Source organism: Arthrobacter jinronghuae (assembly GCF_025244825.1).
In the GTDB taxonomy this organism is placed as follows: domain Bacteria; phylum Actinomycetota; class Actinomycetes; order Actinomycetales; family Micrococcaceae; genus Arthrobacter_B; species Arthrobacter_B jinronghuae.
Genome location: NZ_CP104263.1, coordinates 1,091,258 through 1,116,021, shown reverse-complemented (window position 1 = coordinate 1,116,021; position 24,764 = coordinate 1,091,258). Strand labels below are relative to the sequence as shown.

Below are 24,764 nucleotides of genomic sequence, written 5' to 3'. Positions count from 1 at the left end.
GTCGTCCCTAGGCCTGCGCCTGTGCCCGCTGCTGGGGTGCAGCCACGTCGGCGAGCACTGACAGCAGAACCGCTTCCGGGCTGGCTCCGGCAAACTCGGCTTCCGGGTCCATGACCAGCCGGTGGGTCCAGACAGCCGGCGCCAGCGCCTTGACGTCGTCGGGCAGGACATAGTTCCGCCCCTCGGAAGCTGCCCGGATCTTTGCGACCCGAACCATCGCCAGGGCCCCGCGGACGCTGACACCAAGACGTGTTTCGGTTGCCGTACGGGTGGCTGACACGAGGTGCGAGATGTACTCCAGCACCGCCGGTTCCACATGCACCGTGGTGCCCAGCTCGGCCATGTCCCGGACCGCCGACGTCGTAATCACCGGGGTGAGGGCCGCCGAGCGGTCTCTGGTGGAGGAACCGGAGAGCAGTTCCAGGGTTGCCTCGTGGTCCGGATAGCCGATGGAGGTCTTGATGAGGAAGCGGTCCAGCTGGGCTTCGGGAAGCCGGTAGGTACCCGCCTGCTCAATCGGGTTCTGGGTGGCGATCACCATGAACGGACGGTCCTGGGTGTAGGTCTCCCCGTCCACAGTGACTCGGGATTCCTCCATCACCTCCAGCAACGCGGACTGCGTCTTGGGCGAAGCGCGGTTGATTTCATCCGCAAGCACGATGTTCGCGAAGATGGGCCCGCGGTGGAATTCGAAAAGCTGCTGCTTCTGGTCATAGATGGTGATGCCGGTGACGTCGGAGGGCAGCAGGTCCGGGGTGAACTGGATGCGGGAGTTGGATCCCTGCACCGTGGCCGCCAGTGAACGGGCCAGCATGGTCTTGCCGGTCCCGGGGGCGTCTTCAAGCAGCACATGGCCTTCAGCCAGCATTGCGGTCAGTACCAGCCGGACAACGTCCTTCTTGCCCAGCACCGCTTCACCGACGTTCGCTGTGAGCCGTTCAAAGGTCTCCGCGAACCAGGCTGCCTGTTCTTCAGTCATTGCCATCTTCTTATATCTCCAGTCGTTCTTGTTATGAGATCCCACAGCGCAGCATGTCTAACAGCGCGGCATATCCACGGGCCGGTCGATACCGATATTGGTATGCATTGCGTTGACGAAGTACCCGTTGTTGCTTGGCCTGCTGCCGGTGTCCTGGCGGTACCACACGTCACCGTTGTACGCAATGCCGTAGCAGTTCGCATCGATGGTGTCTTCGTACCAGAACCAGTGGTCGCCGACGCAGGTCTTGCCGGTCCCGACGTATCCGGCGAACGACGACATACATGCCTTGTCGTTTGGCGGTAGGTGGTGCCCTCCACCGATCGTCCACTTTTCGGCCTTCGGCCCGGTGGTCATGACCACACTGCTCTCGGGGCCAGGCGCATTAGCCGAGTTGACGGACCGCACCCGCACCGTGTGCGCCACTCCCCTGTCGGTGTCGATGGTGATTTTGTTGCCGTCGACGGGCTTCCACTCGGCTGCATCGTCAACCCTGATCTCCAGCTTGGCGACGTCGAACTGGTTATGGTCGGGCGGGGTCCATGTTGCAGATGCGCCCGGTTTGAAGCTGTCCCCGTCCGATTTCGTGACCAAGGGTGTGCCCGGTGCACCGTGCGCAACTACGCCGAGGGAAGAGCTTCCTGCTGGGCTCGGATAGGTTGATCCGTCCACCACCACGGAAGCCGACAGGACAGCGGTGATGGTTTTGCCGTTCACCAATCCGTCCACCACGTCCCCGCTGCGGACCGATCGGGTTTGGATTTCAGCTCCGTCACTGTAGAACTTGGCGGTGTAGGTAACTTCCTGTTCGCTCGCGCCGTTCCGTGCCGCGGCGGACAGGGGCGCGAAGGTAATCTTCACTGCGCGGCCGGGGCCCCCGGTGTTTGCCGGCTCCAGTTTCGGCGCGGGCGGAGCATCGGGGGCGCCCATGGCACGCCGCGGCGCGGACCGCGGACCGATTTCACCCCAGCCGCTCCGGTTGCGTGCCTGGATGGCGTAGGAGTAGTCCAACTCCGAGTTCCCCACCCTCACGGTCATTTCCGGCACTTGGTTTCCGCTTTCCATGGTCCTGCTGACGGACTCGCCGTGGTACTCGTGCACCCGATACTCGAGGACGGGTGCGCCGTTGCTGGGTGCCTCGCTCCATTTCACGGTGATCTGGGTTTCCCTGCCCAGCGGAAGGGCACTCTCCGTGGTGGGAGCAGGCGGAGCGCCGGGCAGGCCGTTGGGGAATTCCGGCACCGAGTATTCGCTGAACTCGGACGGTTCAGGCGCCGAGTTTCGGGCCTGGACCCGCACGCGGTAGCTCGTACCGTTCTCCAATCCGGTCCACACCAGCTTGCCGCCTGCAGCGGGTGCCGATTTCTGCACAACGCCGTTGGGCGGCGCGGGCGAGATTTGCAGCTCGTATCCCGTGATGGGTGAGCCGTCATTGGCCGGCGGTATCCAGCTGACGGTCAGTTCCCGGTCTCCCTCTTCCAAGGTAGGGGGCGCAGGACGCTCAGGCTGGGTGTCGGGACGGGCGACGGCGGAGGTCGGCGACGGCGCGGATGTTCCATGGGCGTTGGTCGCCGTCACCCGGAAGACGTACTCCACGTTGTTGGTGAGCCCGTTTAGCGTACAGGTCGTTGCCGGGCAGGCCTGGCTAAAGCCGTTGGCCGCGGTGACGGTGTAGCCGGTGATCGGTGAACCGTTGGCCGCAGGCGGGCTCCAAGTCAGAACAACCGTGCGGCTGCGGGTGGACTCGACAATGGGTGTCGAGGGGGCAGCAGGCTTGCCCTGGACGGTCAGGCGGATTTGGCCCACGGCCTGGCGGCTCAGTTCACCGGTGCGGTCCCGCACCGTGTACTGGACCCCCATACTGCCCACGAACTCCGCCCCCGGCGTCACCACTACGTTGGAACCCCGGATAACGGCAGTGCCGTTGCCGTCGGCCCTGACGTCCACGAGCTCAAGCGGCCTATCCTCAAACGGATTGAAGTCGTTCTCCAATACCGGCACTGTCACCTCGCGGCCCTGGACCGCGTCCGGAACAGCATCGTCATTAGCCACCGGGAGGGAGCGCATCGAAGCCACAACTGTGAGGTCCACTCGCCCCACCACGGGTTCGCCGCGCCCGTCCGTCACGGACACCCAGATCTCTGCAGTGGCCCCGACGGCTGCGTCATCGCTCGCGGCGATCCTCAGTTCGCTGCCATCGAGTTCACCTTCGAAGCCGGTGGGAACGCCGGCAGTCAGCTTGAACCGGAGACGGTCCGCATCCTCGGGGTTGGGGTCCGAAGCAAGCCCGGCAAGGTCCAGGATCTTGACCGGTTCACCCTTGGCTACTTCCAAGGATCCCGAACTGATAGTGGGCGGATAATTCTGTTCGGGCAGGGGGATGACGTTTACCAGCACCGTCAGCGTGGCCTTCAGTCCGTCCGGGTCTTCGGGGCCTGCTCCGTCCGTAACCTCAAAGGTCACTGAGCCGAGGCCGGAATAGTCCGGGTGGGGTGCATAGCGCAGAGTGGAGGTGCCCATGATGCGTGCTCCCCCGTCCTTGGTGCCAATGGCCCGTACGGACTCGGCATCGGTAATCCGGGGGGTGCGGCCGTCCCGCACCACCACGAGGGATTTCAGGTTCAGGTCAAGGGTGCTTCCAGCCTGGACTTCCAAAGGCTCGGCCTCCCGCAGCATCGGGTACTGGGTGCTGAGCCCCGGTACCCAGATGATGGCACTGGAAGTGCCGCCGTCTTCATCCCGTGCGGTGTAGGGGATGATCTGCGCTTCGTCGGTCAGGTCCACCCGCACGGTTCCATCGGAAACTGACGCGGTGGGTCGGTCCCCGAGGATTTCCACGGACATGTCGCTGGCGAGTCCGTCCGGATCCTCGTCGTTTTCCAGTACCGGAACTTCCACAAAGGTCTTGTCCCGTGTTTCAGACGCGTCCACCAGGTCATCGCGCGAAATCGGGGGCAGCAGCGGAGCGTTCTCATCAACAATCACGGTGACGTTGCCCGTGGTCGCGGCCCCGCGGTTGTCCTGGACTCCGTAGCTGACACCGTACGTACCCGGTGTCTTCGGTGACTTCAGGAGGATCTGGGAAAGGTCCGACCGGGTTTCGAGCGCTGGATCGCTGCCGGAGACCATCGATGAGTTCAGCGAAATCGGGTCGCCGTCAGGATCGGAGTCGTTGCGCAGCACGGGAACGGCATGGGCACGTCCCGGGCGCAGAGTGACTGCGTCCTCAACCGCTACTGGTTTTTGGTTGGCCTGGGCGGCGGGAGCGATTCCCACCTGAACGGTTCCGGTGTTTTCCAGTCCCAACCGGTCCCGGACGGTGTACGTGAACGAGTCCGTGCCGGCGGCCTGCGACAGCGCGGTGTAGTCGATGAAGTTCGGACCGGCCAGGGCGGCGCCCTTGGTGGGGGCGCTGCCGATCCCGTTGAGCACCACTGAATCCCCGTCCGCGTCCAGTCCGTCCAACGGAATCGGAATGCGGACCGTGGTTCCGGCGACCACTCGTCCCTCGACGTTCAAGGGAACCGGCGGGGTGTTTTTCTCGTCGTCACGGGGGCGGATGTTGATGCGCACCTGGGCGGAGTTTTTCTGTCCCGTGTCATCGGTGACTTCGTAGATGGCGTAGACGGTCTTCGCATTCGGTCCGGCGACGAACCGCAGCTTGTCGTCCGAGACGAACATCTGTCCGTCCGCAGGGTCAACTGCCTGCGGCAGTACCGGGTTCAGCGCCAGCTTTCCGCCCGTGGGAGAGGAGTCGTTGTTGAGGACCGGAATGGTCACCACGTCCCCTACCCGGACTACTGCCTCGTCGGCCCCGGCCGTGGGCGGCAGCAGAGTTGCCGGCGGCTCAACGGGGATGATGTTGACTTCCCCCGTTTTCGAAGCTGTGCCGTTGGAAACGGAATACTCCAGGACCATTTGCTGGTTGAGTCCCCGTACATCGTGGATCTGCAGCAGGTTACGGTCCAGGACGGCGACATTAACCGGTGAGTCAGGCGAGGCATCTGCTGCCCTGATGGACTGCACCACCAGGATTCCGCCGGCGGGATCGGTGTCATTGGCCAGCACATCCACCAGGACGTTCCCGTCGCGGGGCAGCAGGGCGACGTCGCGCACGGCAACGGGCACACCGCCGCGGCCGGAAGGATTGACGTCCACGCGAATGAGGCCGTTGGCACTCTGCGGACCGTTGGTCACCAGGTATTCGATGTAGTAGGTCCCGGCTTCCGTGGGCGTGAAGCCGATGGAGCCGGTCTGGTAATCGGGCGTGACCACCACGCCGTTTTCGCCCTCGGCCTTGGCCAGGGCCAGTTGTCCCCCGGCCGGGTCCAGGTCATTCTTCAGCGGAAACATCTGCACCGGCTGGTCGACAGTGGTGGTGACGTGGTCAAAGTTGGCAACCGGAGGAAGGACCCCTCCGGGCCGGACGTCGTAGGTCACCGTGCCCTCGACCTCGTCCGTGCCGTCGGAGACTGTGACGGAAACTTCCTTGATCCCCTGTGTTTTTCCGACGTCCCGGAAGTCCAGCAGGCCGTCGGAGCTGGGACGGATCTGGTCCCCGTCTTCGGTGGGCTCGGCGCTGACCAGCACCAGGTCGTCTCCGTCTGCGTCCTTCCAGTCATTAAGGATGTTCTGGCTGACCGATTTTCCCTGTTCGAGCAGGATCTTCGTCTTCCGCCGCTGCTCCGGAGGCGTGTTTTCGCCCGGTCCCGCCACATTCACTGTCACCGTGGCAGTGTCAGTGCCGCCGCGTCCGTCACTGACCTCATAAGTGAAGGTACCGGTGCCGCCCGCGGTATTGCCCGGAACCACGATCTGCAACGCGGCACCGTTGTAAATCGGTTCCACGGAACCCACCCGCGGCATGTCGCCGACAACCGAAGCCGTCAGGAGGTCGCCGTCGGGATCGCTGTCGTTCTCGAGCACCTGGAGGATCGTTGTGCGCCCTGCACGGGCACCAACCTGGTCATCGGCTGCCGAGGGGGGCCGGTTTTCCGTGGTGCGGTCGGGAAGGGTGTTCACCGGGTTTTCGCTGGCTGACTCTTCCTCGTCGTCGCTCGAATCCTGCTGGGGCGGAATGATGTCTCCCCAGTTATCCACCAGCTGCATGTTTTCGAGCACCAGCCAGACATCACCGCCGTTGACATCGTTGAGTACCACCACGTCCCGGTTGACGCGGAAGACCAGCTCGGAGGACGCGGTGAGGTCGGGGATGTCTTCGCGGGCGTCCTCGGCATCGTTGCCGCAGTTCCGCAGGTGGGTTCCGGCTCCCGCCCAGGCGGCGTATACGCAGTCCCCCAGCTTCACCGGTGCGGCAGCCCCGCCGCCGGCGTCGATGTCCGTGACTTCCGGATCTCCGCCGTCGAGCGGCTGCAGGATAAGGGCTTCCTCCGTGGCTATGGCCACGAAGTCGCTCGCCGGCCCGCTCTGCTGGAGTTTGGCGTTCTTGGAGTCCGGAATGCCGACCGTTTCACCGTTGGGTAGCAGCAGCGTCTCAGTCTCCGTGTTCAGGACCACGGCCTGATTCCCGACGGCGGCTATCTGCGCGTCCTTGAAGTCCTTCAGCGCCGGGGCCTCCTGCCCCTCGGGTTCACCGTAACCGCCGTCTTCATCCTTCTCGAAGGTGTAGAGCATGCCGTCTTCCGGTGCTGCAACAACCACTTGGTCACTGGCGGAAACCGCGGCAAGCACCCCGGGGTTGCCTTCCAGTACGGGCTCGTTTTCCCCGTCGCTGAAGAATCCCATCTCGCTGACGGGGGTAATCCAGACCCTGCCCTGTGCCGGGTCGGTGACCGCCGCGGTCTCAGTGCCGAAGGAGAAAGCGGCCGTTCCGGGAAGCTGGACTTCCGCGCCGCGGACAACGTTGGCCACGTCCACGGGGCTGATCTTGGACTGGTCGGTGTTGAGGTTGTAGACGGTGCCTGCGTTCTGCAGGACGTCAAAATTGTCGCTGTTGGCGGTGTAGCCGCCGTCCAGGAGCTTGGAGGGGTAGTTCAGGTGGCCGACCATGCCCTGGGTCCGGTTGGTGACCCAGACGCCGCCGTCGTTCAGGTCCACATCGGCGCTGGCGAAGCCGGGATATAGCAAGGCTCCGGTGACCAGCGCCGTGGTGACGGCGACAGCTGACCCTACCGAGACCGCCTTCCGCCGCCTACGGGTGAGTAGACGTGCTTTTCCCCCACGCACTGCCACGATGTTTCCCCCTGGTTATGAACCTGCACCGAAACCGAGGCAGTGCCGCGGACAACGCGGCGGGCACAGCAGTTCCACCGCATAGTGTCGCACACATCTCAGGAGGGGGTGAGCCTCGTCACGAGTAGCCGCGGAGGGCAAGCCAGGCCGGAGGTGCCGCTAGTCCAGCACCAGGCCGGACCCGGTCCCCCGGGCCAGGGTCACCGGATGGATTTCGCCGAACCCGCGCACGTTGCGCGGCTGGTGCGGGATGAGCACGAACTTGGGGTTGTCCTTCAGCGCCGCAGCCGTGGAGGCATCGGTAAGGACAGTGCCTGGTTCGGCCAGGGAGGTGAGCCGGGAAGCAAGGTTGACGGTGGGCCCGTAGATATCGCCCAGCCGTGAGAGCACCCTGCCCCAGACCAGGGACACCCGGGCAGAGGGCAGCAGATCGTCCTCGGTAAACGCCTTCGCCAGCGCAAGTGAGATCTCCGCCCCGGCCTCCGGTGTCTCCGCATTGAAGAGGACCTCGTCACCGATGGTCTTCACCAGCCGTCCGCCGCCCACCGAAATGATCTCTGCGCACTTGTGCTCGAAACGCTGCACCATCTGGGCCAGGGTCTTCTCGTTCATCTGCCGGGAAAGGCTGGTGTAGGAGACGAGGTCGGCAAAACCAACCGCTCGCGCCAAGGGCAGCGGCGCGTCATCGGAGGCGGCGTCGTCGTGGCTTGCCAGGCCGGCCTCCGCACGCAGGGCCAGGCGCTGGATGGCCGCGTTGAGCTGGCGTTTCCAGGCGTAGACGAGGGTCTTCTCGAGCGGCTCAATGAGATCGGGAAGTGCCTCGACGAGCCGCTTGCGGGCCTCTGCGTCGGTGATTCCGCGGCGGACCACCATTTCCTCCACCAGCGCTTCGACCTGCCAGACCACCATCCGGTCCGTCATCTGGCCGATGGACCGCATGATGGAGATAGCTGCTTCCTCGGTGAGCTGCTCGTCCCGTACCAGTTCGATCACGGTGGTCAGGGCCTCGCGGTCCTGTTCGGTGAAGAAGACGGCGTCGTCGTCGAGGTTGGGGAAACCCATGGCCCGCCAGAGCTTGCGGGCGGAAAGCAGGGAGACGCCCGCTTCGGCGGCGGCTTCGCGGCGGCGAAGCGTACGCGGTCCGCCGAGCAGCTGCGCCTCCAGCCTGCGCACATCCTCCCGGTCAATCTCGGTGCCGGTGCTGGCCAGGGAGTAGTCGGGACGAGGTACCGGAACGGGCTGCACTGGCGGGGTCATAGGTTCGGGGTGGCTTGCGGGACCGAGCTCGCCGTGGCCGGTATCAGTCATCGTCCCTCCCTTCGTAGTCGTATTCCCCATCCGTTTCCATATCTACACCATCGAACATGGCAGTCAGCGGCAGCTGACCAATGGCGGAGACCACAATGGAGCGGAAACGGTGCACCTCCGGTACCGCCGGATACTGCATGATCCGCCCGTGTCCGAGGTCGAGGATGAGGGTCCCGCTGCGCTGCATCCGGTCCGTCACGGACTGCCGGATTTCCAGCTGATAGATGGCGGCAAGGGCAATCTCGTGCTCGCGGCGCATCAGCACTCCCTGCCGCTGGATCAGCCTCCGGTCGGTGAGGATGATGCGCCCGGCCAGCCAGCGCAGCACGGGCGGAACGGCGTAGCGGGCCAGCAGCAGCACAGCCAGCACCACGACCGCCGGCTGGAGGTAGGGGCTGAATTCGGACAGCTGTCCGGGCAGCGAGTCACGGCCCAGCCATCCCAGGGCGTAACCGGCGAGGGCTCCGGTGATTCCAGCGAACACCAGCGGTTTCCACAGGGAACGGGCGTGCGGGCGGCCTGCGGCGATGATGTGCTCGCCGGGAGAGAGCTTCAGGCGCACGGGGCGCCTCCCGGCAGGCGGATGGATTGGGCCCTCACGGCTGCTCGGGGCGCAGGTGTACGACGTCGGCGGCGCTGACGGTATGCGTGGCGCCGGCGTCATCGACAATGACCAGCGCTCCCGTCGGCGCCAGGGCAACGGCACGTCCGGTAAGGACGTTTCCGCCGGGCAGCTGCGCACTCACACCCCGGCCCAGGGTGCCCAGTCGTGCCGCCACCTCGTCCCGCAGGGACTCCCGGGATCCGGCAGGCACGGCTTCCGGGTCGCCGTCCACCGAGCAGAACGCCCGGTACCGGGCGGCCAACGCCAACAGGTAATCCTGCAGGAGGATGTTCCGGTCCGTAGTGGAGGCATATTCCATCAACAGGCTGGTGGCGGTGGGGACGGGCAGGTCCTCGTCCGTGAGGCTCACGTTCAGGCCGACGCCGACCACCACGGCCGGCGGGCCGCCGTCGGACGCCGGAACCAACTGGGCCAGCACGCCGGCGAGTTTCCGCCCGTCCACCATGACATCGTTCGGCCATTTCAACCGGGCCTCGACGCCGGTGCGCGCGGCCACGCTTTCGGCCATGGCCAGGGCGGCCAGCAGCGACAGCCAGCCGTAGGAGGTTGTGGGCAGGGGCCGCCCGGACGGGTTCACCGGACGCAGCAGCACGCTCACGAACAGCGAGGAACGCACCGGAGCCACCCAACTGCGGTCCATCCGGCCGCGGCCTGCCGTCTGCAGTTCGGCGGTCAGGACGGTCAGGTCCGCGACCTCCCAGGGGCGCAGCCGTGCAGCATCTGCCAGATCCGTATTGGTGGATCCGGTCTCCTCCACCACTTCCAGCGCAGCGAAGGGACCGTTGGGTGCCACCAGCGCCGCCCTCAGGCGGCCGGGGTCCAGGGCAGGTCTTTCCATGCTGGAGTAGTGCAGTTGCATTCTTCCGATCTTACGCGGGCGCCCTGACATTCCCTTCGCGCATGGTCCGGCAGCGCAGGTTAGAGGAAGAAGTCCGGCATCAGCTTGTCCGCGGGCACGCCGGGTGCATAGCGGCTGAAATCCGTGATCCCTTCCTCCCGCAGCACTTCCTCATCCGTGTAGAAGTTGCCGGTGGACTGGCCGCTGGGACGGGTGAGGATCGCGTGCGCGGCGTCCGCCATGATGTCCGCGCTGCGGGAGGCCGCGGCGAGCTTGTCTCCCCCGGGCATGTTGCGGATGGCCGCGGTGTTAATCCCGGTCACCGGCCAGAGCGAGTTCACGGACACGCCGTCGTTCTTCAGTTCCTCGGCCAGGCCGAGCGTCGTGAGGGACATGCCGTACTTGGCCATGGTGTACGCCAGGTAGCCGCCGGCCCACTTGGGATCCAGGTTCAGGGGCGGGGAAAGGGTGAGGATGTGGCCATTGCCGGAGCGGCGCAGGGCATCCAGGGAGAACTTGGAAAGCATAAACGTGCCGCGGGTGTTGATGTCGGCCATCAGGTCATAGCTCTTCATCGACACGGCGTCGGTGCCGGAAAGGTCGATGGCTGAGGCGTTGTTCAGGACAATGTCGATCCCGCCGAACTGCTCGATGGTGGATTCGACGGCGCGGACAACGTCTTCGTCGCGGCGCACGTCGCCGATGATCGGCAGGGCCTTGCCGCCGGCTGCCTCCAGCTGTTCGGCGGCCGTGTAGACGGTCCCTTCGAGCTTCGGGTGCGGCTGCGCCGTTTTGGCGAGCATGGCGATGTTGGCGCCGTCCGCTGCTGCGCGCAGGGCAATGGCGAGGCCGATGCCGCGGCTTCCGCCGGACATCAGGATGGTGCGTCCGGCGAGGGACCGGGACGCCGTTTCCGGGGTGCTGTTGGGGATGCTCATAGCCACAGGGTAATGCACCTCACTCCTATGTTACTAGCGGGTAACATCGTGTCCGGGAGGGGAAACCCTGCAGTTTGTCGTAATCCCCGCGTTTTGTGGCAATCCCTGCACCGCGCGGCGGAGGGATTGTCACAAAGCGCAGGGAACCGGACAAACCGGGGGGACAACCCGGAGGGATCCGGACAACGCGGGGGGGGGGGGGGACAACCCGGAGGGATCCGGACAAACGTGCAGGGATCCTGACAACCCGGGGTGACGCACACCAGGCCTGGGGCTCAATGGGCCGGACCAACCGGCGGGAGACGAAATTGTAGGTTTTCTACACTCGGTCCCCCTGCTGCGGCTCACTAGACTGGGTAAACCGTCACGCATTTTGTGCGGAACCTACTTAACGCCCTGCACTGCCTCAGCCCCGGGATCCCCCGAAGGCTCGGCAGCGTCTGAACTGAAGCACCCGGAGGCCCCTTTGAGCATCGACCAGGACCTGTCCCTGCATACGACGGCCGGCAAGATTGCCGAGTTCCGGCGTCGGCAGGCATTGGCAGCGATGCCCTCGGGGGAGGCGGCAGTGGAAAAGCAGCACGCCCGCGGCAAGCACACCGCCCGCGAGCGGATCGACCTGCTGGTGGACGCGGGATCCTTCGTGGAGTTCGATGCCCTCGCCGTGCACCGCTCCACGGCTTTCGGCATGGAAAAGAAGAAGCCCCTCGGCGACGGACTGGTTTCCGGTTACGCCACCGTCGACGGGCGCCCCGTGGCTGTCTACAGCCAGGACTTCAGTGTTTACGGCGGCTCCCTGAGCCAGGTCAACGGCGAGAAGATCGTCAAGGTGCAGGAATTCGCCCTGCGCAACGGCTGCCCGGTGATCGGCATCCTGGACGGCGGCGGAGCGCGCATCCAGGAAGGCGTCGCCTCGCTGGCCATGTTTGCCGATATTTTCCGCAACAATGTCCACGCCTCCGGCGTCGTTCCCCAGATCTCACTGATCATGGGTCCCTCGGCCGGCGGTGCCGCCTACTCCCCCGCCCTCACCGACTACGTGGTGATGGTGGACAAGACTTCGCACATGTTCATCACCGGACCCGACGTCATCAAGACAGTCACGGGTGAAGACGTGGATATGGAAACCCTCGGCGGCGCCCGGCAGCACAATGCCAACACGGGCACCTCCGCCTATCTCGCCTCCGACGAAGAGGACGCCGTGGAGTTCGTGCGCGAACTGCTCGATTTCCTTCCGTCGAACAACCTGGCCGAAGCGCCGCTGACCGCGTTCGATTCCGATCCGGAAACCACCGACGCCGATCTGGCCCTGGATGAGCTGATCCCTGACTCCGCGAACCAGCCCTATGACATCCGCACCGTCATTGAGACCGTCCTGGACGACGGGCACTTCTTGGAAATGCAGGCGCTGTACGCCCCGAACGTGATCATCGGCTACGGCCGCATGGAGGGCCACACCGTAGGCATCGTGGCCAACCAGCCCATGCAGTTTGCCGGCACCCTGGACATCGCCGCCTCCGAGAAAGCGGCCCGGTTTGTCCGCAACTGCGACGCCTTCAATATCCCGATCCTGACCTTCGTGGACGTGCCGGGCTTCCTGCCGGGCAAGGACCAGGAGTTCCAGGGCATCATCCGCCGCGGCGCCAAGCTCCTCTACGCCTACGCCGAGGCCACGGTTCCCAAGCTGACGGTCATTACCCGCAAGGCCTACGGCGGCGCCTACATCGTGATGGGCTCGAAGAAGCTCGGCGCGGACATTAACCTCGCCTGGCCCACAGCACAGATCGGCGTGATGGGCGCACAGGGTGCGGTGAACATCCTCTACCGGGCACCGCTCAAGGCAGCGGCCGACGCCGGCGGGGACGTTGAGGACGTCCGGCGCCAGTACATCGAGCAGTATGAAGACGAGCTGCTCAACCCCTACCAGGCGGCCGAGCTCGGTTACGTGGACGCCGTCATTGCCCCTTCGGAGACCCGCCTGCAGCTGATCAGGGGCCTGCGTGCGCTGCGGGACAAGCGGGCATCCCTGCCCGCCAAGAAGCACGGGAACATGCCGCTGTGAGCATCGACGGCGCAGCTCCGGAACCGGCTCCGGAGCCGTTGTTTTCGGTGGTTTCCGGCTCCCCGACGGACGAGGAACTCGCGGCCCTGGCCGCCGTCGTCGCCGGGTTGGGAGCACAGACCGCACCCCTGCCTCCTGTCCGCCCGGCCCACCGCGCGTGGGCACGGCGGCGGAACCTGCGCCTGGACCCGAAGCCCGGGCCCGGGTCCTGGCGGCGGAGTTTCCGCTAGTCACAAACAAGACCGGCGTGCCGCTCTGCGGTTAGGCTACCTTTGTGACCCAACAGACACCTCCTTTCGTGCCCGCGTCCGCCGCTGCCAGCAGTGCCCCGGTACGCCAGCCCACCGCCATCGACGCCGTTGCCGATGCCTTCACCGCCACGCTCCTGCAGCTGGACCCGTCCCTCGCCACGTCCCTGGGCATCCCCGGCCGGGAAACCGAATACGGCGACTACTCGCCTGCCGGTCTGGAGTCCATGGCCGAAGCCGTCCGGGAGACGCTCGGACGGCTGGACGGACTGCAGCCCGCTGACGACGTCGACAGCGTGACCCTTGACGCCATGCACGAGCGCCTCGGCCTGGACCTGGAGATCCACGAGTCCGGCTGGGGCCTGGCGGAGCTGAACAACATTGCTTCCCCCGCGCAGAGAATCCGCAGCATCTTCGACCTGATGCCCACGGACACCGAGGAGCAGTGGCACCATATTGCGGGCCGCCTGAACAACGTGGACGACGCCGTCGCCGGCTACATCACCAGCCTGCGCAGCGGCATCGCACGCGGCCTGTCAGCCGCCCGCCGGCAGGTGAAGATCGTCATTGAGCAGGCCTCCGCCTATGCCGAGGACGGCGGATTCTTTGACGCCCTTGCCGCCAACGCCTCCCTGCCCGGCGGCGCGGAGCTGCCCGCCTCACTTCGCGCAGACCTGCGGACCGGCGCCGACGCGGCCCGCCGGGCCTACACCAGCCTCGCTTCGTTCCTTGAAGAGGAATTGCTTCCGGCGGCCCCTGCCGCAGACGCCGTGGGCCGAGAGCGTTACGCACTGATGTCCCGCCAGTTCCTCGGATCCGCCGTTGACTTGGAAGAGACCTACCAGTGGGGCGTGGAGGAACTGGACCGCATCATCGCCGAGCAGGAAGCCGTGGCCGAGCAGATCCGGCCCGGCGCCACCGTGGCTGAAGCCATGCGCATCCTCGATGAGGACCCGGCACGCCAGCTGCACGGAACCGAAGAGCTGCAGGCCTGGATGCAGGACCTGGCGGACCGTGCCGTCGCCGATCTGTCCGGATCCCACTTCGAGATCAGCGAACCGATGCGCCGGATCGAGTGCATGATTGCCCCCACGCAGGAGGGCGGGATCTACTACACCGGCCCCAGCGACGACTTCTCCCGTCCGGGCCGCATGTGGTGGTCCGTGCCGGCCGGCGAGGACACCTTCACCACCTGGCAGGAAACCACCACCGTCTACCACGAGGGCGTTCCGGGGCACCACCTGCAGATTGCGACGGCGACCGCCTCCCGCGGGCTGCTCAACGACTGGCGGCGGAACATCTGCTGGGTTTCCGGCCACGGCGAGGGCTGGGCGCTGTACGCCGAACGGCTCATGGAGCAGCTGGGCTACCTCAGCGACCCGGGCGACCGGATGGGAATGCTGGACGCGCAGCGGATGCGTGCCGCACGCGTGGTCTTCGACATCGGAGTCCACCTCGAACTGGAAATCCCGGAACGCTGGGGCGAAGGCACCTGGACCGCCGACAAGGGCTACGCGTTCCTGAAGGAGAACATGACCATCAGCGAGGGACAGCTGAACTTCGAGTTCACCCGGTACCTGGGCTGGCCGGGCCAGGCCCCCTCCTACAAGCTGGGCCAGCGGCTCTGGGAACAGATCCGCGACGAGGTCCGCAGCCGGGAGGGCGAGGCGTTCGATGAGAAGGCTTTCCACACCCGGGCCCTGCAGCTCGGCTCCGTGGGACTGGACACGCTGCGGCGGGCCCTGCTTGGGAAGTAAGCACCTGCGATCTTAGTCACAGTGGCCCGGGGAGTTTCCCGGGCCACTGCCGTTTCCTGGCAGTAACGGCGCGGATCCGGCCACCACCAGGTACCTGCCGCAGCTTTTTCGGTCCGTCACATTTCGCAACTTTGAGGCAGTTCTGATAATGGCGCACGGCTAGAGTCTTTCCGTGACCTCACAGACCTCCTCCCCTGAATCCCCCGCCCGGCGGCTGCCCAAGTGGGTAACGTCCTTCGGACCGCAGATCATCGCCGCCCTTATTGCGGGCCTGGCGCTGGGCCTGCTGGCCAAGTCAATGGGCACCGTTGACGATGAGCCGAACTGGCTCACCACCACTCTGGACACCATCGGCACGAGCTACGTCTCGCTGTTGAAGGCCGCCGTTGTTCCGCTGATCTTCACCGCCGTGGTCAGCTCCATCGCCAACCTCCGGGCCGTGTCCAACGCCGCCCGCCTGGCCTGGCAGACGCTGCTCTGGTTCGCCATTACGGCACTCATCAGCGTTGTCATCGGCATCCTGCTCGGCTTCTTCCTGCAGCCCGGCAACAACGCCGACGTGAGCCAGGGTGAGGAGTTCAACGGCAGCCAGGGCAGCTGGGTGGGCTTCCTGACCGGACTGGTGCCGGCCAACTTCCTGGGACTCGGTGCCAGCTCCAAGGTGGCGGAGTCCGGTGACGTCACCACTAGCGTCAGCTTCAACGTGCTGCAGATCCTCGTGATCGCGATCGCCGTCGGCATCGCCGCCCTCAAGGTCGGCAAGCCCGCCGAAGCGTTCCTGGCCCTGAATGCCTCGGCGCTGGCCGTCATCCAGAAGGTCCTGTGGTGGATCATCCGCCTCGCACCGGTTGGCACGGTCGGCCTCATCGGCACCGCCGTCGCCACCTACGGCTGGGACACCATCGGATCCCTGGGCATGTTCGCCCTCACCGTTTACCTCGGCCTGTTCCTGGTGCTGTTCGGTGTCTACCCGGCACTGATCAAGGCCCACGGCCTCTCCGTCCGCCAGTGGTTCTCCGGCGCCTGGCCCGCCATCCAGCTCGCCTTCGTTTCCCGCTCCTCGGTGGGAACGCTGCCGCTGACCCAGCGAGTGACCGAGCGCAACCTCGGCGTGCCCCGCGCCTACGCATCCTTCGCCGTGCCCCTGGGTGCAACCACCAAGATGGACGGCTGCGCCTCCATCTACCCGGCCGTCTCCGCGATCTTCGTGGCACAGTTCTTCAACGTGGACCTGGTCTTCACCGACTACCTGCTGATTGCACTGGTTTCGGTCCTGGGTTCCGCCGCAACCGCCGGCACCACCGGCGCCGTCGTGATGCTCACGCTGACCCTGTCCACCCTCGGCCTGCCGCTGGCCGGCGTCGGCCTGCTGCTGGCCATCGATCCGATCCTGGACATGGGCCGCACCGCCGTGAACGTGGCCGGCCAGACGGTGGTCCCCACCCTCGTGGCCCGGCGCAACGGACTGCTGGACAGCGGACTGTACAACGCACGCCGCCAGGGCGATCCCTTCGCGGACGATTCCGAGCAGATCGAGGTTCCCCTGCTGGTTGAGTCCAAGAGCTGATCCTCCCTGCAGTACGACGCCGGGCCGTCCCTTCGGGGGCGGCCCGGCGTTTTTGGTTTCCGGGCCGGTCCGCACCGGCACTAGGCTTGAACCCGTGACCAACCCGAACCTTAGCCTCATCCTGGCCTCCGCGTCCCCCGCCCGCACCAAGCTGCTGACCGACGCCGGCATCAGCCACACCGTGCTCGTCTCCGACGTCGATGAAGACGCCGTCACCGCCCGCTACGGCCTGACCGACCCGCACGACACGGCCCTGCTGCTGGCCCGCGCCAAGGCCGAAGCCGTGGCGTCCCTGCCCGAGGCCGACGGCGCCCTGGTCATCGGCTGCGATTCGGTCTTCGAGTTCGACGGCGAGGCGCACGGCAAGCCGTGGGAGGCCGACGTCGCCCGTGAGCGGATCCGCCGCATGAGCGGTTCCTCCGGGGTGCTGCACACCGGGCACTGGCTGGTGGACTGCCGCGACACCGACGAGGACGGTTCCGGGGCCACCCTCGGGGCGGTGTCCTCCGCCGAGGTGCACTTCGTGAAGCTTTCCGAGGACGAGATCGAGGCCTACATCGCCACGGGCGAGCCGCTGCAGGTGGCCGGTTCCTTCACTATCGATTCCCTGGGCGGGGCGTTCATCGAGCGGGTCGACGGCGACCCGCACGCCGTCGTCGGTCTTTCCGTTTCGACGCTGCGCCAGCTGCTGGCCAGCGCCGACGTGCGGATCATCGACCTCTGGAAGTAGTTCCTGCGCCGCGTTTGACGGTGCTGGGGCAATCTACGGAGCAGATAACGGGCTTACCCGGGTCCATTCCGCAGCCGTTGTACAGATAACGGGCTTACCCCGGCGAGGACCGCAGCCGTTGTACAGATAACGGGCTTATCCCGGCCCCAGAACCCCGTTACCTGTACTAGCACCGCGAAACCGCAGCCGTTGTACAGGTAACGGGCTTATCCCGGCCCGGTCCGCAACCGTTGTACAGATAACGGGCTTATCCCGGCCCGGTCCGCAACCGTTGTACAGATAACGGGCTTACCCCGGCGAGGACCGCAGCCGTTGTACAGATAACGGGCTTATCCCGGCCCCAGAACCCCGTTACCTGTACTAGCACCGCGCAACCGCAACCGTTGTACAGATAACGGGCTTACCCGGGCCCCAAAACCCCGTTATCTGTACTAGCACCGCACAACCGCAGCCCTAGGAGCCGCTACCCGGGCGCCACCCGGCCAGGGCCAGGCCTCTCCGTACCTTTGCCCTGATACGGTGCTGGCCCTGCGCGAAGTCAGCTTTGCTTATTTTGACCTGAATCCAGCCCAGCTCGGCCGTCTTGAGATCCCGATAGTGATCACGGGCCTGCTGTTCGGGAGTTAGGTGATGCACGCCGTCGTACTCCAAGCAGGTCCGGTATTCCCTGCAGCCGAGATCAGTCCATACCTGCGGCTCCCCCGCGGCATCACAGATGGCAACGTTTGGAAGGAATTCGGGCAGCTCCGGATCAGCAAGCAGCATTAACCGCAACCGCGTTTCCGGCGGTGAATCCACTCCCACGCGGAGGAGGTCCAGTGCAGTCCGGCATTTACGGATATGGGAGTTGTTCGCCTTGTCGTTGATAAATTCGCGCAGATCCGCCAATTGCACGAGCGCCACACGGGGCGTTCCAAAATTCCGCTGATGCTCGCTGACGATCTGGTCTCCCATAACAACAAGCTCTTCCGGAGACAACATCCCGGCAAGATCCAGCCACGTGCGGGCAATGCTGGTGACAGGCAGTCCCTGGACCTCCTCCGTCTCATGCGCCATTAGGTCCAAACGGTGCCCCACGACATTCCGTCTCCTTGGCTTCCCTCGCCCTGGAGGCCGGCTCAGATGGATCACCGGTTCCTCGGCCAGCCTCCGCGGAAGCACCAGTCCGTGCAGCCGCGCCGCCGTTGCATGGCTGACGACGGCGTCCGGCAACAACTCCACGTACGGGCGGCAGCTCTCAGCCAGGGAGAACCGGCCTCCTGCGGGCACGCGGACGGACCGGCTGGGAGTCCTCAGGTCAGAAGCACGGAGCCGCTCCGCACCGACACCCTGTGCCTGGGCTTTCAAGACAGTGAAGGGTGTGCCATTCATCCCGTCAGGGAGCGGACTGGGAGATCTCATGTCTCCATCAACCACTCGGCATCGGAGTTCGCACCCCCAGCGGGCGCTACCGGGAGCAGCGCGCCGTCAGCATTGGCCGGTGGAGGAACAGAACCTCCGGACGAGGAAGGGTAGACGTCGGTGGAGGGATAGTTGCCGACCCCGCCGCGCGCCCAAGGAGCTCCCGGCTTTTGTAGAATCCCCACAACGAACGGCCGGTTCCCACGCAGAAACAGCACGCATTATGGCCCGAGACCACAAAACCGCGCTAGGCTCCGAACAGATCAAAAGGAGCCAGTGCACCAATGAGCCAGAACATCCCCGAGCCTGCTGCGACCCCCGCCAAGGCACTCACCAAGATCCTCATTGCCAACCGCGGCGAGATTGCGGTCCGGGTTATCCGCGCCGCCCGCGATGAGGGAATTGCCGCCGTTGCGGTTTACGCCGATCCCGACCGCGACGCCCTGCACGTCCGCCTCGCCGACGAGGCCTACGCCTTGGGCGGCAGCACCGCGGCCGAGTCCTACCTGGACATGGACAAGATCCTCGACGCCGCCGCACGCGCAGGCGCCGACGCCATCCACCCCGGCTACGGCTTCCTCTCCGAAAACGCCGAGTTCGCCCAGCGCGTCATCGATGCCGGCCTGACCTGGATCGGCCCCTCCCCCAGCGCCATCTCCTCGCTCGGGGACAAGGTGCAGGCCCGGCATATTGCCGCCAAGGTGGGCGCCCCGCTGGTTCCGGGCACGCAGGATCCGGTCGAGTCCGCCCAGGATGTCCTGGATTTCGCGGACCGCCACGGTCTGCCGCTGGCCATCAAGGCAGCGTTCGGCGGCGGCGGCCGCGGCATCAAGGTTGCCCGCAGCCGCGAAGAGATTCCCGAAATGTTCGACTCGGCCGTCCGCGAGGCCACGGCTGCCTTCGGCCGCGGTGAGTGCTTCATCGAGCGCTTCCTGGATGCCCCGCGCCACGTGGAAACCCAGTGCCTGGCGGACGCCTACGGCAACGTAGTCGTGATTTCCACCCGCGACTGCTCCCTGCAGCGCCGCAACCAGAAGCTTGTCGAGGAAGCCCCGGCCCCGTTCCTCACCGAAGAGCAGAACGCCCGCCTCTACTCGGCGTCGAAGGCAATCCTCAAGGAAGCCGGCTACCAGGGCGCCGGGACCTGCGAATTCCTGGTCGGCAAGGACGGCACCATTTCCTTCCTGGAGGTCAACACCCGGCTGCAGGTGGAACACCCGGTCTCCGAGGAAGTCACCGGCCTGGACCTGGTCCGCGAACAGTTCCGCATCGCCCGCGGCGAGGCTCTGGGCTACGGCGACCCGGAAGTGCGCGGGCATTCCTTCGAGTTCCGCATCAACGGCGAAGACCCGGGGCGCAACTTCATGCCCGCCCCCGGCACCGTCTCCGAGTTCAAGCTGCCCACCGGCCCCGGCGTCCGCGTGGACTCGGGCATCGAAGCGGGCGAAACCGTGGGCGGGAACTTCGATTCCATGCTCGCCAAGCTGATTGTCACCGGCGCCACCCGCCGCGAAGCGCTGCAGCGTGCACGGCGCGCCCTGGCGGAAATCGACGTCGTCGGCCTGCCTACCGTGCTCCCCTTCCACCGCGCCGTCACCGCAGACCCCGCCTTCACCGGCGAGGACACTTTCGGCGTCCACACGCGCTGGATCGAGACCGAGTTCGAGAACACCATCCCGGCCTGGAACGGCGAACCCGGAACGGGCGACGACGACGAGCGCCGGCGCGTCACCGTTGAGGTAGGCGGCAAGCGGCTCGAGGTTGTGCTCCCGGCCGGCCTTGGCGGCCCCGCAGCCGGCGCTCCCAACGGCGCCCGCGGCAACGGAAAGTCCCGCAAGCGTTCCCGTGGAGGCGCTTCCACCGCGGCCGCGGGTGATGACCTGACCTCCCCCATGCAGGGAACCATCGTCAAGGTGGCCGTCGAGGACGGCGCAGCGGTCCGCGAGGGTGACCTCGTGGTGGTGCTCGAGGCCATGAAGATGGAACAGCCGCTGACCGCGCACAAGTCCGGAACCATCTCCGGCCTGAGCGCCCTGCCCGGCGCGACGGTGTCCGCCGGCGCCGTCATCGCCTCGATCCTGGACTAATCCCGGACGATCCCGGACGAACCCGAGGCAACGGCAGCCCAACAGGCATACAAAAAAGCAGGCCCGGTCCCCGCAGAGGGAACCGGGCCTGCTGTGCTTGAACGGTCTAGAGGACCTTCACGGCCTCACTGGAATTGTTTTCGTAGTCGACGTCGCGGGTTTCCTTGGTCACGAACAGTGCGATCAGCGTCAGCACCGCCATGGAGGACAGGTAGATCCCCACCAGCCACGGGCTGCCGTCCGCTGCCTGCCACAGGGCGACGGCGATGAACGGAGCCACGGCCGCACCCAGGATGGACGAGAAGTTGTAGGCAATGGCCGAGCCCGTGTACCGCACGTTGGTCGGGAAGAGCTCCGGCAGCAGGGCTCCCATCGGTCCGAAGGTCAGGCCCATGAGCGTGAAGCCGATGATCAGCAGTGCCATCACTCCCACGGTTCCGCCGCCGAGCAGCGGCGAGAACGTGAAGCCGAAGAGGAAGATGCCGGCGGTGACAACCAACAGTGTCTTGCGGCGTCCGAACTTCTCCGCCAGCGGACCGGCGACGAGCGTGAAGATCCCGAAGAACACCACACCGATAATCAGCATGATCAGGAAGTCGTTGCGGGCGTAGCCCAGACCGGCGGTGAAGGTCTCCGGGTCGAAGGCCTTGCCGGCCTTGTCCGCGGCGGCCTTGGCGGCTTCCTCGCTCTTGGCCGCAGTCCCGTAGGACAGCGTGAAGGTGGTCATCAGGTAGAACAGCACATACGTCGCCAGCATGATGAAGGTGCCGGCAATCATCTGGCGCCAGCTGTACTTGAAGGCGCGGCTCAGGGGCAGCTTGCTGATCTCTCCCGAATCCACAACCTTCTGGAAGGCCGGCGTCTCAACCAGCTTCAGCCGGACGTACAGGCCGATGATCACCATGATGGCGCTGGCCAGGAACGGCACGCGCCAGCCCCAGGAATCGAACTGCTCGGCATCCAGCTGGAGGCTCAGCAGCAGGAACAGGCCGTTGGCCAGGATGAACCCGATCGGCGCGCCCAGCTGCGGGAAGGTTCCCCAGACGGCACGCTTGTTGGCCGGCGCGTTCTCCGTGGCGAGCAGCGCCGCTCCGGACCATTCCCCACCCAGGGCCAGACCCTGGGCAAACCGCAGGACCACCAGCATTGCGGGAGCCAGGATCGTCCAGCCGTTTTCCGCGGTCGGCAGGCAACCGATGAGGAACGTCGCAATGCCCATGGTCAGCAGCGATGCCACCAGGGTTCCCTTGCGGCCCACCTTGTCACCGAAGTGCCCGAAGACGATGGAGCCCAGCGGCCGGGCAATGAAAGCCACCCCAAAGACGGCAAACGAGCTCAGCAGGGCCGTGACCCCCTCGGCGTTCGGAAAGAACAACCGGGGGAAGACGAGGACTGCAGCCGTTGCGTATACGTAGAAGTCGTAGAACTCGATGGAGGTGCCGACGAGGCTGGCGACAATCACGCGGCCCTTGGAATTGGCCTTGGCCGGCACCGGCGCCGGCGTGGATGCCGCGGAGGGATTCTTAGTAGACATTGGAACTCTTTCGCAAGAGGAATTGAAGTACCCACATCCTAGGAGCTTGCGTCCGTTATTTGAGATTTGTGTCCAGATAATGGACAAATGTTTCGGAGCGCCGATATCCGGGCAGAAAAAATCCCGCGCCCGCGACGGATAATCCGCCGCGGACGCGGGAAAGAAAAGAGTAATCCCTACAGGTGCACGTGCAGCCGCCGGGCAGCCTCCGAAATAGATCCGGTGAGGGACGGGTACACGGCAAACGTGCTGGCCAGGTCATCCACGTGCAGCTTCTGGCTGACCGCAATGGCAATCGGGAAGATCAGTTCCGAGGCACGGGGCCCCACCACAACGCCGCCGATCACACTGCCGGAGCCCTTGCGGGCAATGATCTTCACGAAGCCTTCCTTGACGTCCATCATCTTGGCCCGGGCGTTGGTGTGCAGGGACAGCTTGATGACGTCGCCCTGGTAGCGGCCCTCGGCCACGTCGGCCTCGGAGACACCCACGGAGGCAATTTCCGGGGAGGTGAAGATGTTGGAGGCCACGGTCTTGAGCTTCAGCGGCTTCACGCCGTCGCCCATCAGGTGCGCTACGGCAATGCGGCCCTGCATGGCCGCCACGGATGCCAGGTTGAACACGCCGGTGCAGTCGCCCGCGGCGTAGACGTTGTCCGCCGTGGTGCGGGAGACGCCGTCGACCCGGATCTGGCCGCGTTCGTCCAGCTGCACGCCGGCCTCTTCCAGCCCGATTCCGGCGGTGTTGGGAATGGCACCCACGGCCACGAGGCAGTGGCTGCCCTCCAGGGTGCGTCCGTCGGAAAGCGTCACCAGCACGCCGTCGCCGGTGTTCTTCACGGAATCGGCGCGGGACCGGCTGAGCACGGTCATGCCGCGGGCCTGGAAGACGTCCTCCAGAACGACGGCGGCGTCCGCGTCCTCGCCGGGGAGCACCCGGTCACGGCTGGAGATCAGTGTGACCTTGGTGCCGAGCCCGTTGTAGGCGGAGGCAAATTCCGCGCCGGTAACGCCGGAACCAATGACAATCAGGTGCTCGGGAACCTCGGTGAGGTTGTAGATCTGCTTCCAGGTGAAGATCCGTTCGCCGTCGGGCACCGAGGTGTCCAGCTCGCGGGGGTTCGCGCCGGTGGCAATCAGCAGCGCCTCGGCCTTGACCGTTTCCACGGTGCCGTCGTCGGCCGTGACCTCGATGGTGGAGTTGTCCAGGAGCCGGCCGCTGCCGATCTTCACTTTCACGCCCGCACGTTCGAGGGTGCTGCGGATATCGTTGGACTGCTCCTTGGCCAGGGCCAGCAGGCGGTGATTGACCACCTTCAGGTCGGCGAAGACCGGAGAAGCCACATCACCGAATTCGACGCCGAGGTTCCGGGCCGCGTTCATCCGCGTCATCACATCGGCGGTGGCGATCAGGGTCTTGGAGGGAACGACGTCGGTGAGTACGGCGGAGCCGCCCAGTCCCTGCCGCTCCACGATGGTTACGTCCGCTCCGAGGGATGCCGCCACGAGGGCAGCCTCATAGCCGCCGGGGCCGCCTCCGAGAATTGCAAGTTTTCGGGCAGTGAAATCTAGTTGGGTGGTCACAAGGCTCTATTCTGTCCCATCGAGTGACGGCGCTCAAACGGCGGTACCGGGCGCGGACTTGGGCAGGCCGGCAAGGCTGTAAGTTTGTTAAGTGACTAACGACCCATTTGAACTTGCCCAGCAGGCCGCCGACTACATTGCAGAGCACACCGGCGTACCCTCCCACGACATTGCACTGGTCCTCGGAAGCGGCTGGGGAGAAGCCGCCGAACTGATCGGCGAGACCACCGCAACGCTTTCCGCCTCGGATATCCCGGGCTTCTCCGCCCCCGCCGTGCAGGGGCACGTCGGCACCATCCGCTCCGTCCTCACCACCGACGGCAAGCGTGCTCTGGTCTTGGGTGCACGCACCCACTACTACGAGGGCAAGGGCGTCCGCGCCGTCGTCCACGGTGTCCGCACGGCAGCAGCTGCCGGCGCGAAGGTCATGGTCCTCACCAACGGCTGCGGCGGGCTCAACCCCGACTGGACGCCGGGCACCCCGGTGCTGATCAGCGACCACCTGAACCTGACGGCCACCTCCCCGCTTGAAGGCGCCACGTTCGTAGACCTGACGGACCTGTACTCGTCCCGTCTGCGGGACGTGGCACGCAGCGTGGACCCGACCCTGGATGAAGGCGTTTACGCCCAGTTCACCGGCCCGCACTACGAAACTCCGGCAGAGGTCCGCTACGCCAAGACCATCGGCGCCGACCTGGTCGGCATGTCCACGGCACTCGAAGCCATTGCCGCACGGCACGCCGGCATGGAGGTCTTCGGCATCTCCCTGGTTACCAACCTGGCCGCCGGCATCAGCCCGGTGGCACTGAGCCACGGCGAGGTCCTGGAAGCGGGACAGGCCGCCGGACCGCGCATCTCCAAGCTGCTTGCCGAGATCATCAACAAGATCTAGCAGCTCTCCGCCGCACAGCTACC

16 protein-coding genes are annotated in these 24,764 nt (G+C 65.7%); 7 read left to right on the top strand and 9 right to left on the bottom strand.

Going from position 1 to position 24,764, the window contains the following annotated elements:
- Positions 1-7: 7 nt before the first annotated feature.
- The 6 genes from N2K98_RS05070 to N2K98_RS05045 form a co-directional block, all read right to left on the bottom strand.
- Positions 8-985: an AAA family ATPase gene (locus N2K98_RS05070; RefSeq protein ID WP_255798621.1), complete on the bottom strand. Its 978-nt coding sequence runs from the start codon at positions 983-985 to the stop codon at positions 8-10.
- A 51-nt stretch (positions 986-1,036) separates the two neighbouring features.
- The gene (locus tag N2K98_RS05065; protein WP_260554067.1) at positions 1,037-7,171 is read right to left on the bottom strand and encodes an Ig-like domain-containing protein; all 6,135 of its coding nucleotides are present in this window, start codon (positions 7,169-7,171) and stop codon (positions 1,037-1,039) included.
- 159 nt (positions 7,172-7,330) lie between these two features.
- The gene (locus tag N2K98_RS05060; RefSeq protein ID WP_229952391.1) at positions 7,331-8,479 is read right to left on the bottom strand and encodes an adenylate/guanylate cyclase domain-containing protein; all 1,149 of its coding nucleotides are present in this window, start codon (positions 8,477-8,479) and stop codon (positions 7,331-7,333) included.
- The gene (locus tag N2K98_RS05055) at positions 8,472-9,041 is read right to left on the bottom strand and encodes a PH domain-containing protein (RefSeq protein WP_255866246.1); all 570 of its coding nucleotides are present in this window, start codon (positions 9,039-9,041) and stop codon (positions 8,472-8,474) included. The genes N2K98_RS05060 and N2K98_RS05055 overlap by 8 nt, the downstream gene beginning before the upstream one ends.
- 34 nt (positions 9,042-9,075) lie before the next feature.
- Entirely contained in the window at positions 9,076-9,942 is an 867-nt protein-coding gene (locus N2K98_RS05050; RefSeq protein WP_255866245.1) for a biotin--[acetyl-CoA-carboxylase] ligase, read from the bottom strand.
- Between the two features lie 80 nt (positions 9,943-10,022).
- Positions 10,023-10,880, bottom strand: coding sequence for an SDR family oxidoreductase (locus N2K98_RS05045; RefSeq protein WP_255866244.1), 858 nt, complete (start codon positions 10,878-10,880; stop codon positions 10,023-10,025).
- A gap of 472 nt (positions 10,881-11,352) precedes the next feature.
- Here N2K98_RS05045 and N2K98_RS05040 point away from each other — a divergent pair, with 472 nt between their 5' ends.
- The 5 genes from N2K98_RS05040 (at position 11,353) to N2K98_RS05020 (ending at position 17,244) form a co-directional block, all read left to right on the top strand.
- Entirely contained in the window at positions 11,353-12,942 is a 1,590-nt protein-coding gene (locus N2K98_RS05040; protein WP_255798667.1) for an acyl-CoA carboxylase subunit beta, read from the top strand.
- Positions 12,939-13,172 (top strand): acyl-CoA carboxylase epsilon subunit, encoded by a 234-nt coding sequence (locus tag N2K98_RS05035; protein ID WP_255866243.1) that lies wholly within the window; start codon positions 12,939-12,941, stop codon positions 13,170-13,172. The genes N2K98_RS05040 and N2K98_RS05035 overlap by 4 nt, the downstream gene beginning before the upstream one ends.
- Positions 13,173-13,240: 68 nt before the next feature.
- Positions 13,241-14,947 (top strand): DUF885 domain-containing protein, encoded by a 1,707-nt coding sequence (locus N2K98_RS05030; protein WP_455423604.1) that lies wholly within the window; start codon positions 13,241-13,243, stop codon positions 14,945-14,947.
- A 172-nt stretch (positions 14,948-15,119) separates the two neighbouring features.
- Entirely contained in the window at positions 15,120-16,514 is a 1,395-nt protein-coding gene (locus tag N2K98_RS05025; protein ID WP_255798614.1) for a dicarboxylate/amino acid:cation symporter, read from the top strand.
- A 94-nt stretch (positions 16,515-16,608) separates the two neighbouring features.
- Positions 16,609-17,244, top strand: a complete 636-nt coding sequence (locus N2K98_RS05020) for a Maf family protein (protein ID WP_229952398.1) — start codon at positions 16,609-16,611, stop codon at positions 17,242-17,244.
- A 453-nt stretch (positions 17,245-17,697) separates the two neighbouring features.
- Here N2K98_RS05020 and N2K98_RS05015 read toward each other — a convergent pair whose 3' ends face one another.
- Positions 17,698-18,300 carry a hypothetical protein gene (locus N2K98_RS05015; RefSeq protein ID WP_255866241.1) on the bottom strand — a complete coding sequence of 201 codons (603 nt, stop codon included), beginning with the start codon at positions 18,298-18,300 and terminating at the stop codon, positions 17,698-17,700.
- 629 nt (positions 18,301-18,929) lie between these two features.
- Here N2K98_RS05015 and N2K98_RS05010 point away from each other — a divergent pair.
- On the top strand, positions 18,930-20,732 hold the full coding sequence (locus tag N2K98_RS05010; RefSeq protein WP_255866240.1) for an acetyl/propionyl/methylcrotonyl-CoA carboxylase subunit alpha: 1,803 nt from the start codon (positions 18,930-18,932) through the stop codon (positions 20,730-20,732).
- Between the two features lie 106 nt (positions 20,733-20,838).
- On the opposite strand, the gene N2K98_RS05005 is transcribed toward N2K98_RS05010, so the two are convergent.
- Positions 20,839-22,266, bottom strand: coding sequence for an MFS transporter (locus tag N2K98_RS05005; protein ID WP_255866239.1), 1,428 nt, complete (start codon positions 22,264-22,266; stop codon positions 20,839-20,841).
- Positions 22,267-22,442: 176 nt separating this feature from the next.
- Positions 22,443-23,849: an NAD(P)H-quinone dehydrogenase gene (locus tag N2K98_RS05000; RefSeq protein WP_255798610.1), complete on the bottom strand. Its 1,407-nt coding sequence runs from the start codon at positions 23,847-23,849 to the stop codon at positions 22,443-22,445.
- Positions 23,850-23,940: 91 nt separating this feature from the next.
- Here N2K98_RS05000 and N2K98_RS04995 point away from each other — a divergent pair, with 91 nt between their 5' ends.
- Positions 23,941-24,741, top strand: a complete 801-nt coding sequence (locus N2K98_RS04995; protein WP_255798609.1) for a purine-nucleoside phosphorylase — start codon at positions 23,941-23,943, stop codon at positions 24,739-24,741.
- Positions 24,742-24,764 lie beyond the last annotated feature (23 nt).

Excerpts from the sequence above, each read along its gene's own strand:
- N2K98_RS05070 (WP_255798621.1), bottom strand. The coding sequence starts at position 985 with ATGGCAATGACTGAAGAACAGGCAGCCTGGTTCGCGGAGACCTTTGAA.
- N2K98_RS05060 (WP_229952391.1), bottom strand. The coding sequence starts at position 8,479 with ATGACTGATACCGGCCACGGCGAGCTCGGTCCCGCAAGCCACCCCGAA.
- N2K98_RS05050 (WP_255866245.1), bottom strand. The coding sequence starts at position 9,942 with ATGGAAAGACCTGCCCTGGACCCCGGCCGCCTGAGGGCGGCGCTGGTG.
- N2K98_RS05045 (WP_255866244.1), bottom strand. The coding sequence starts at position 10,880 with ATGAGCATCCCCAACAGCACCCCGGAAACGGCGTCCCGGTCCCTCGCC.
- N2K98_RS05015 (WP_255866241.1), bottom strand. The coding sequence starts at position 18,300 with ATGGCGCATGAGACGGAGGAGGTCCAGGGACTGCCTGTCACCAGCATT.
- N2K98_RS05010 (WP_255866240.1), top strand. The coding sequence starts at position 18,930 with ATGAGCCAGAACATCCCCGAGCCTGCTGCGACCCCCGCCAAGGCACTC.
- N2K98_RS05005 (WP_255866239.1), bottom strand. The coding sequence starts at position 22,266 with ATGTCTACTAAGAATCCCTCCGCGGCATCCACGCCGGCGCCGGTGCCG.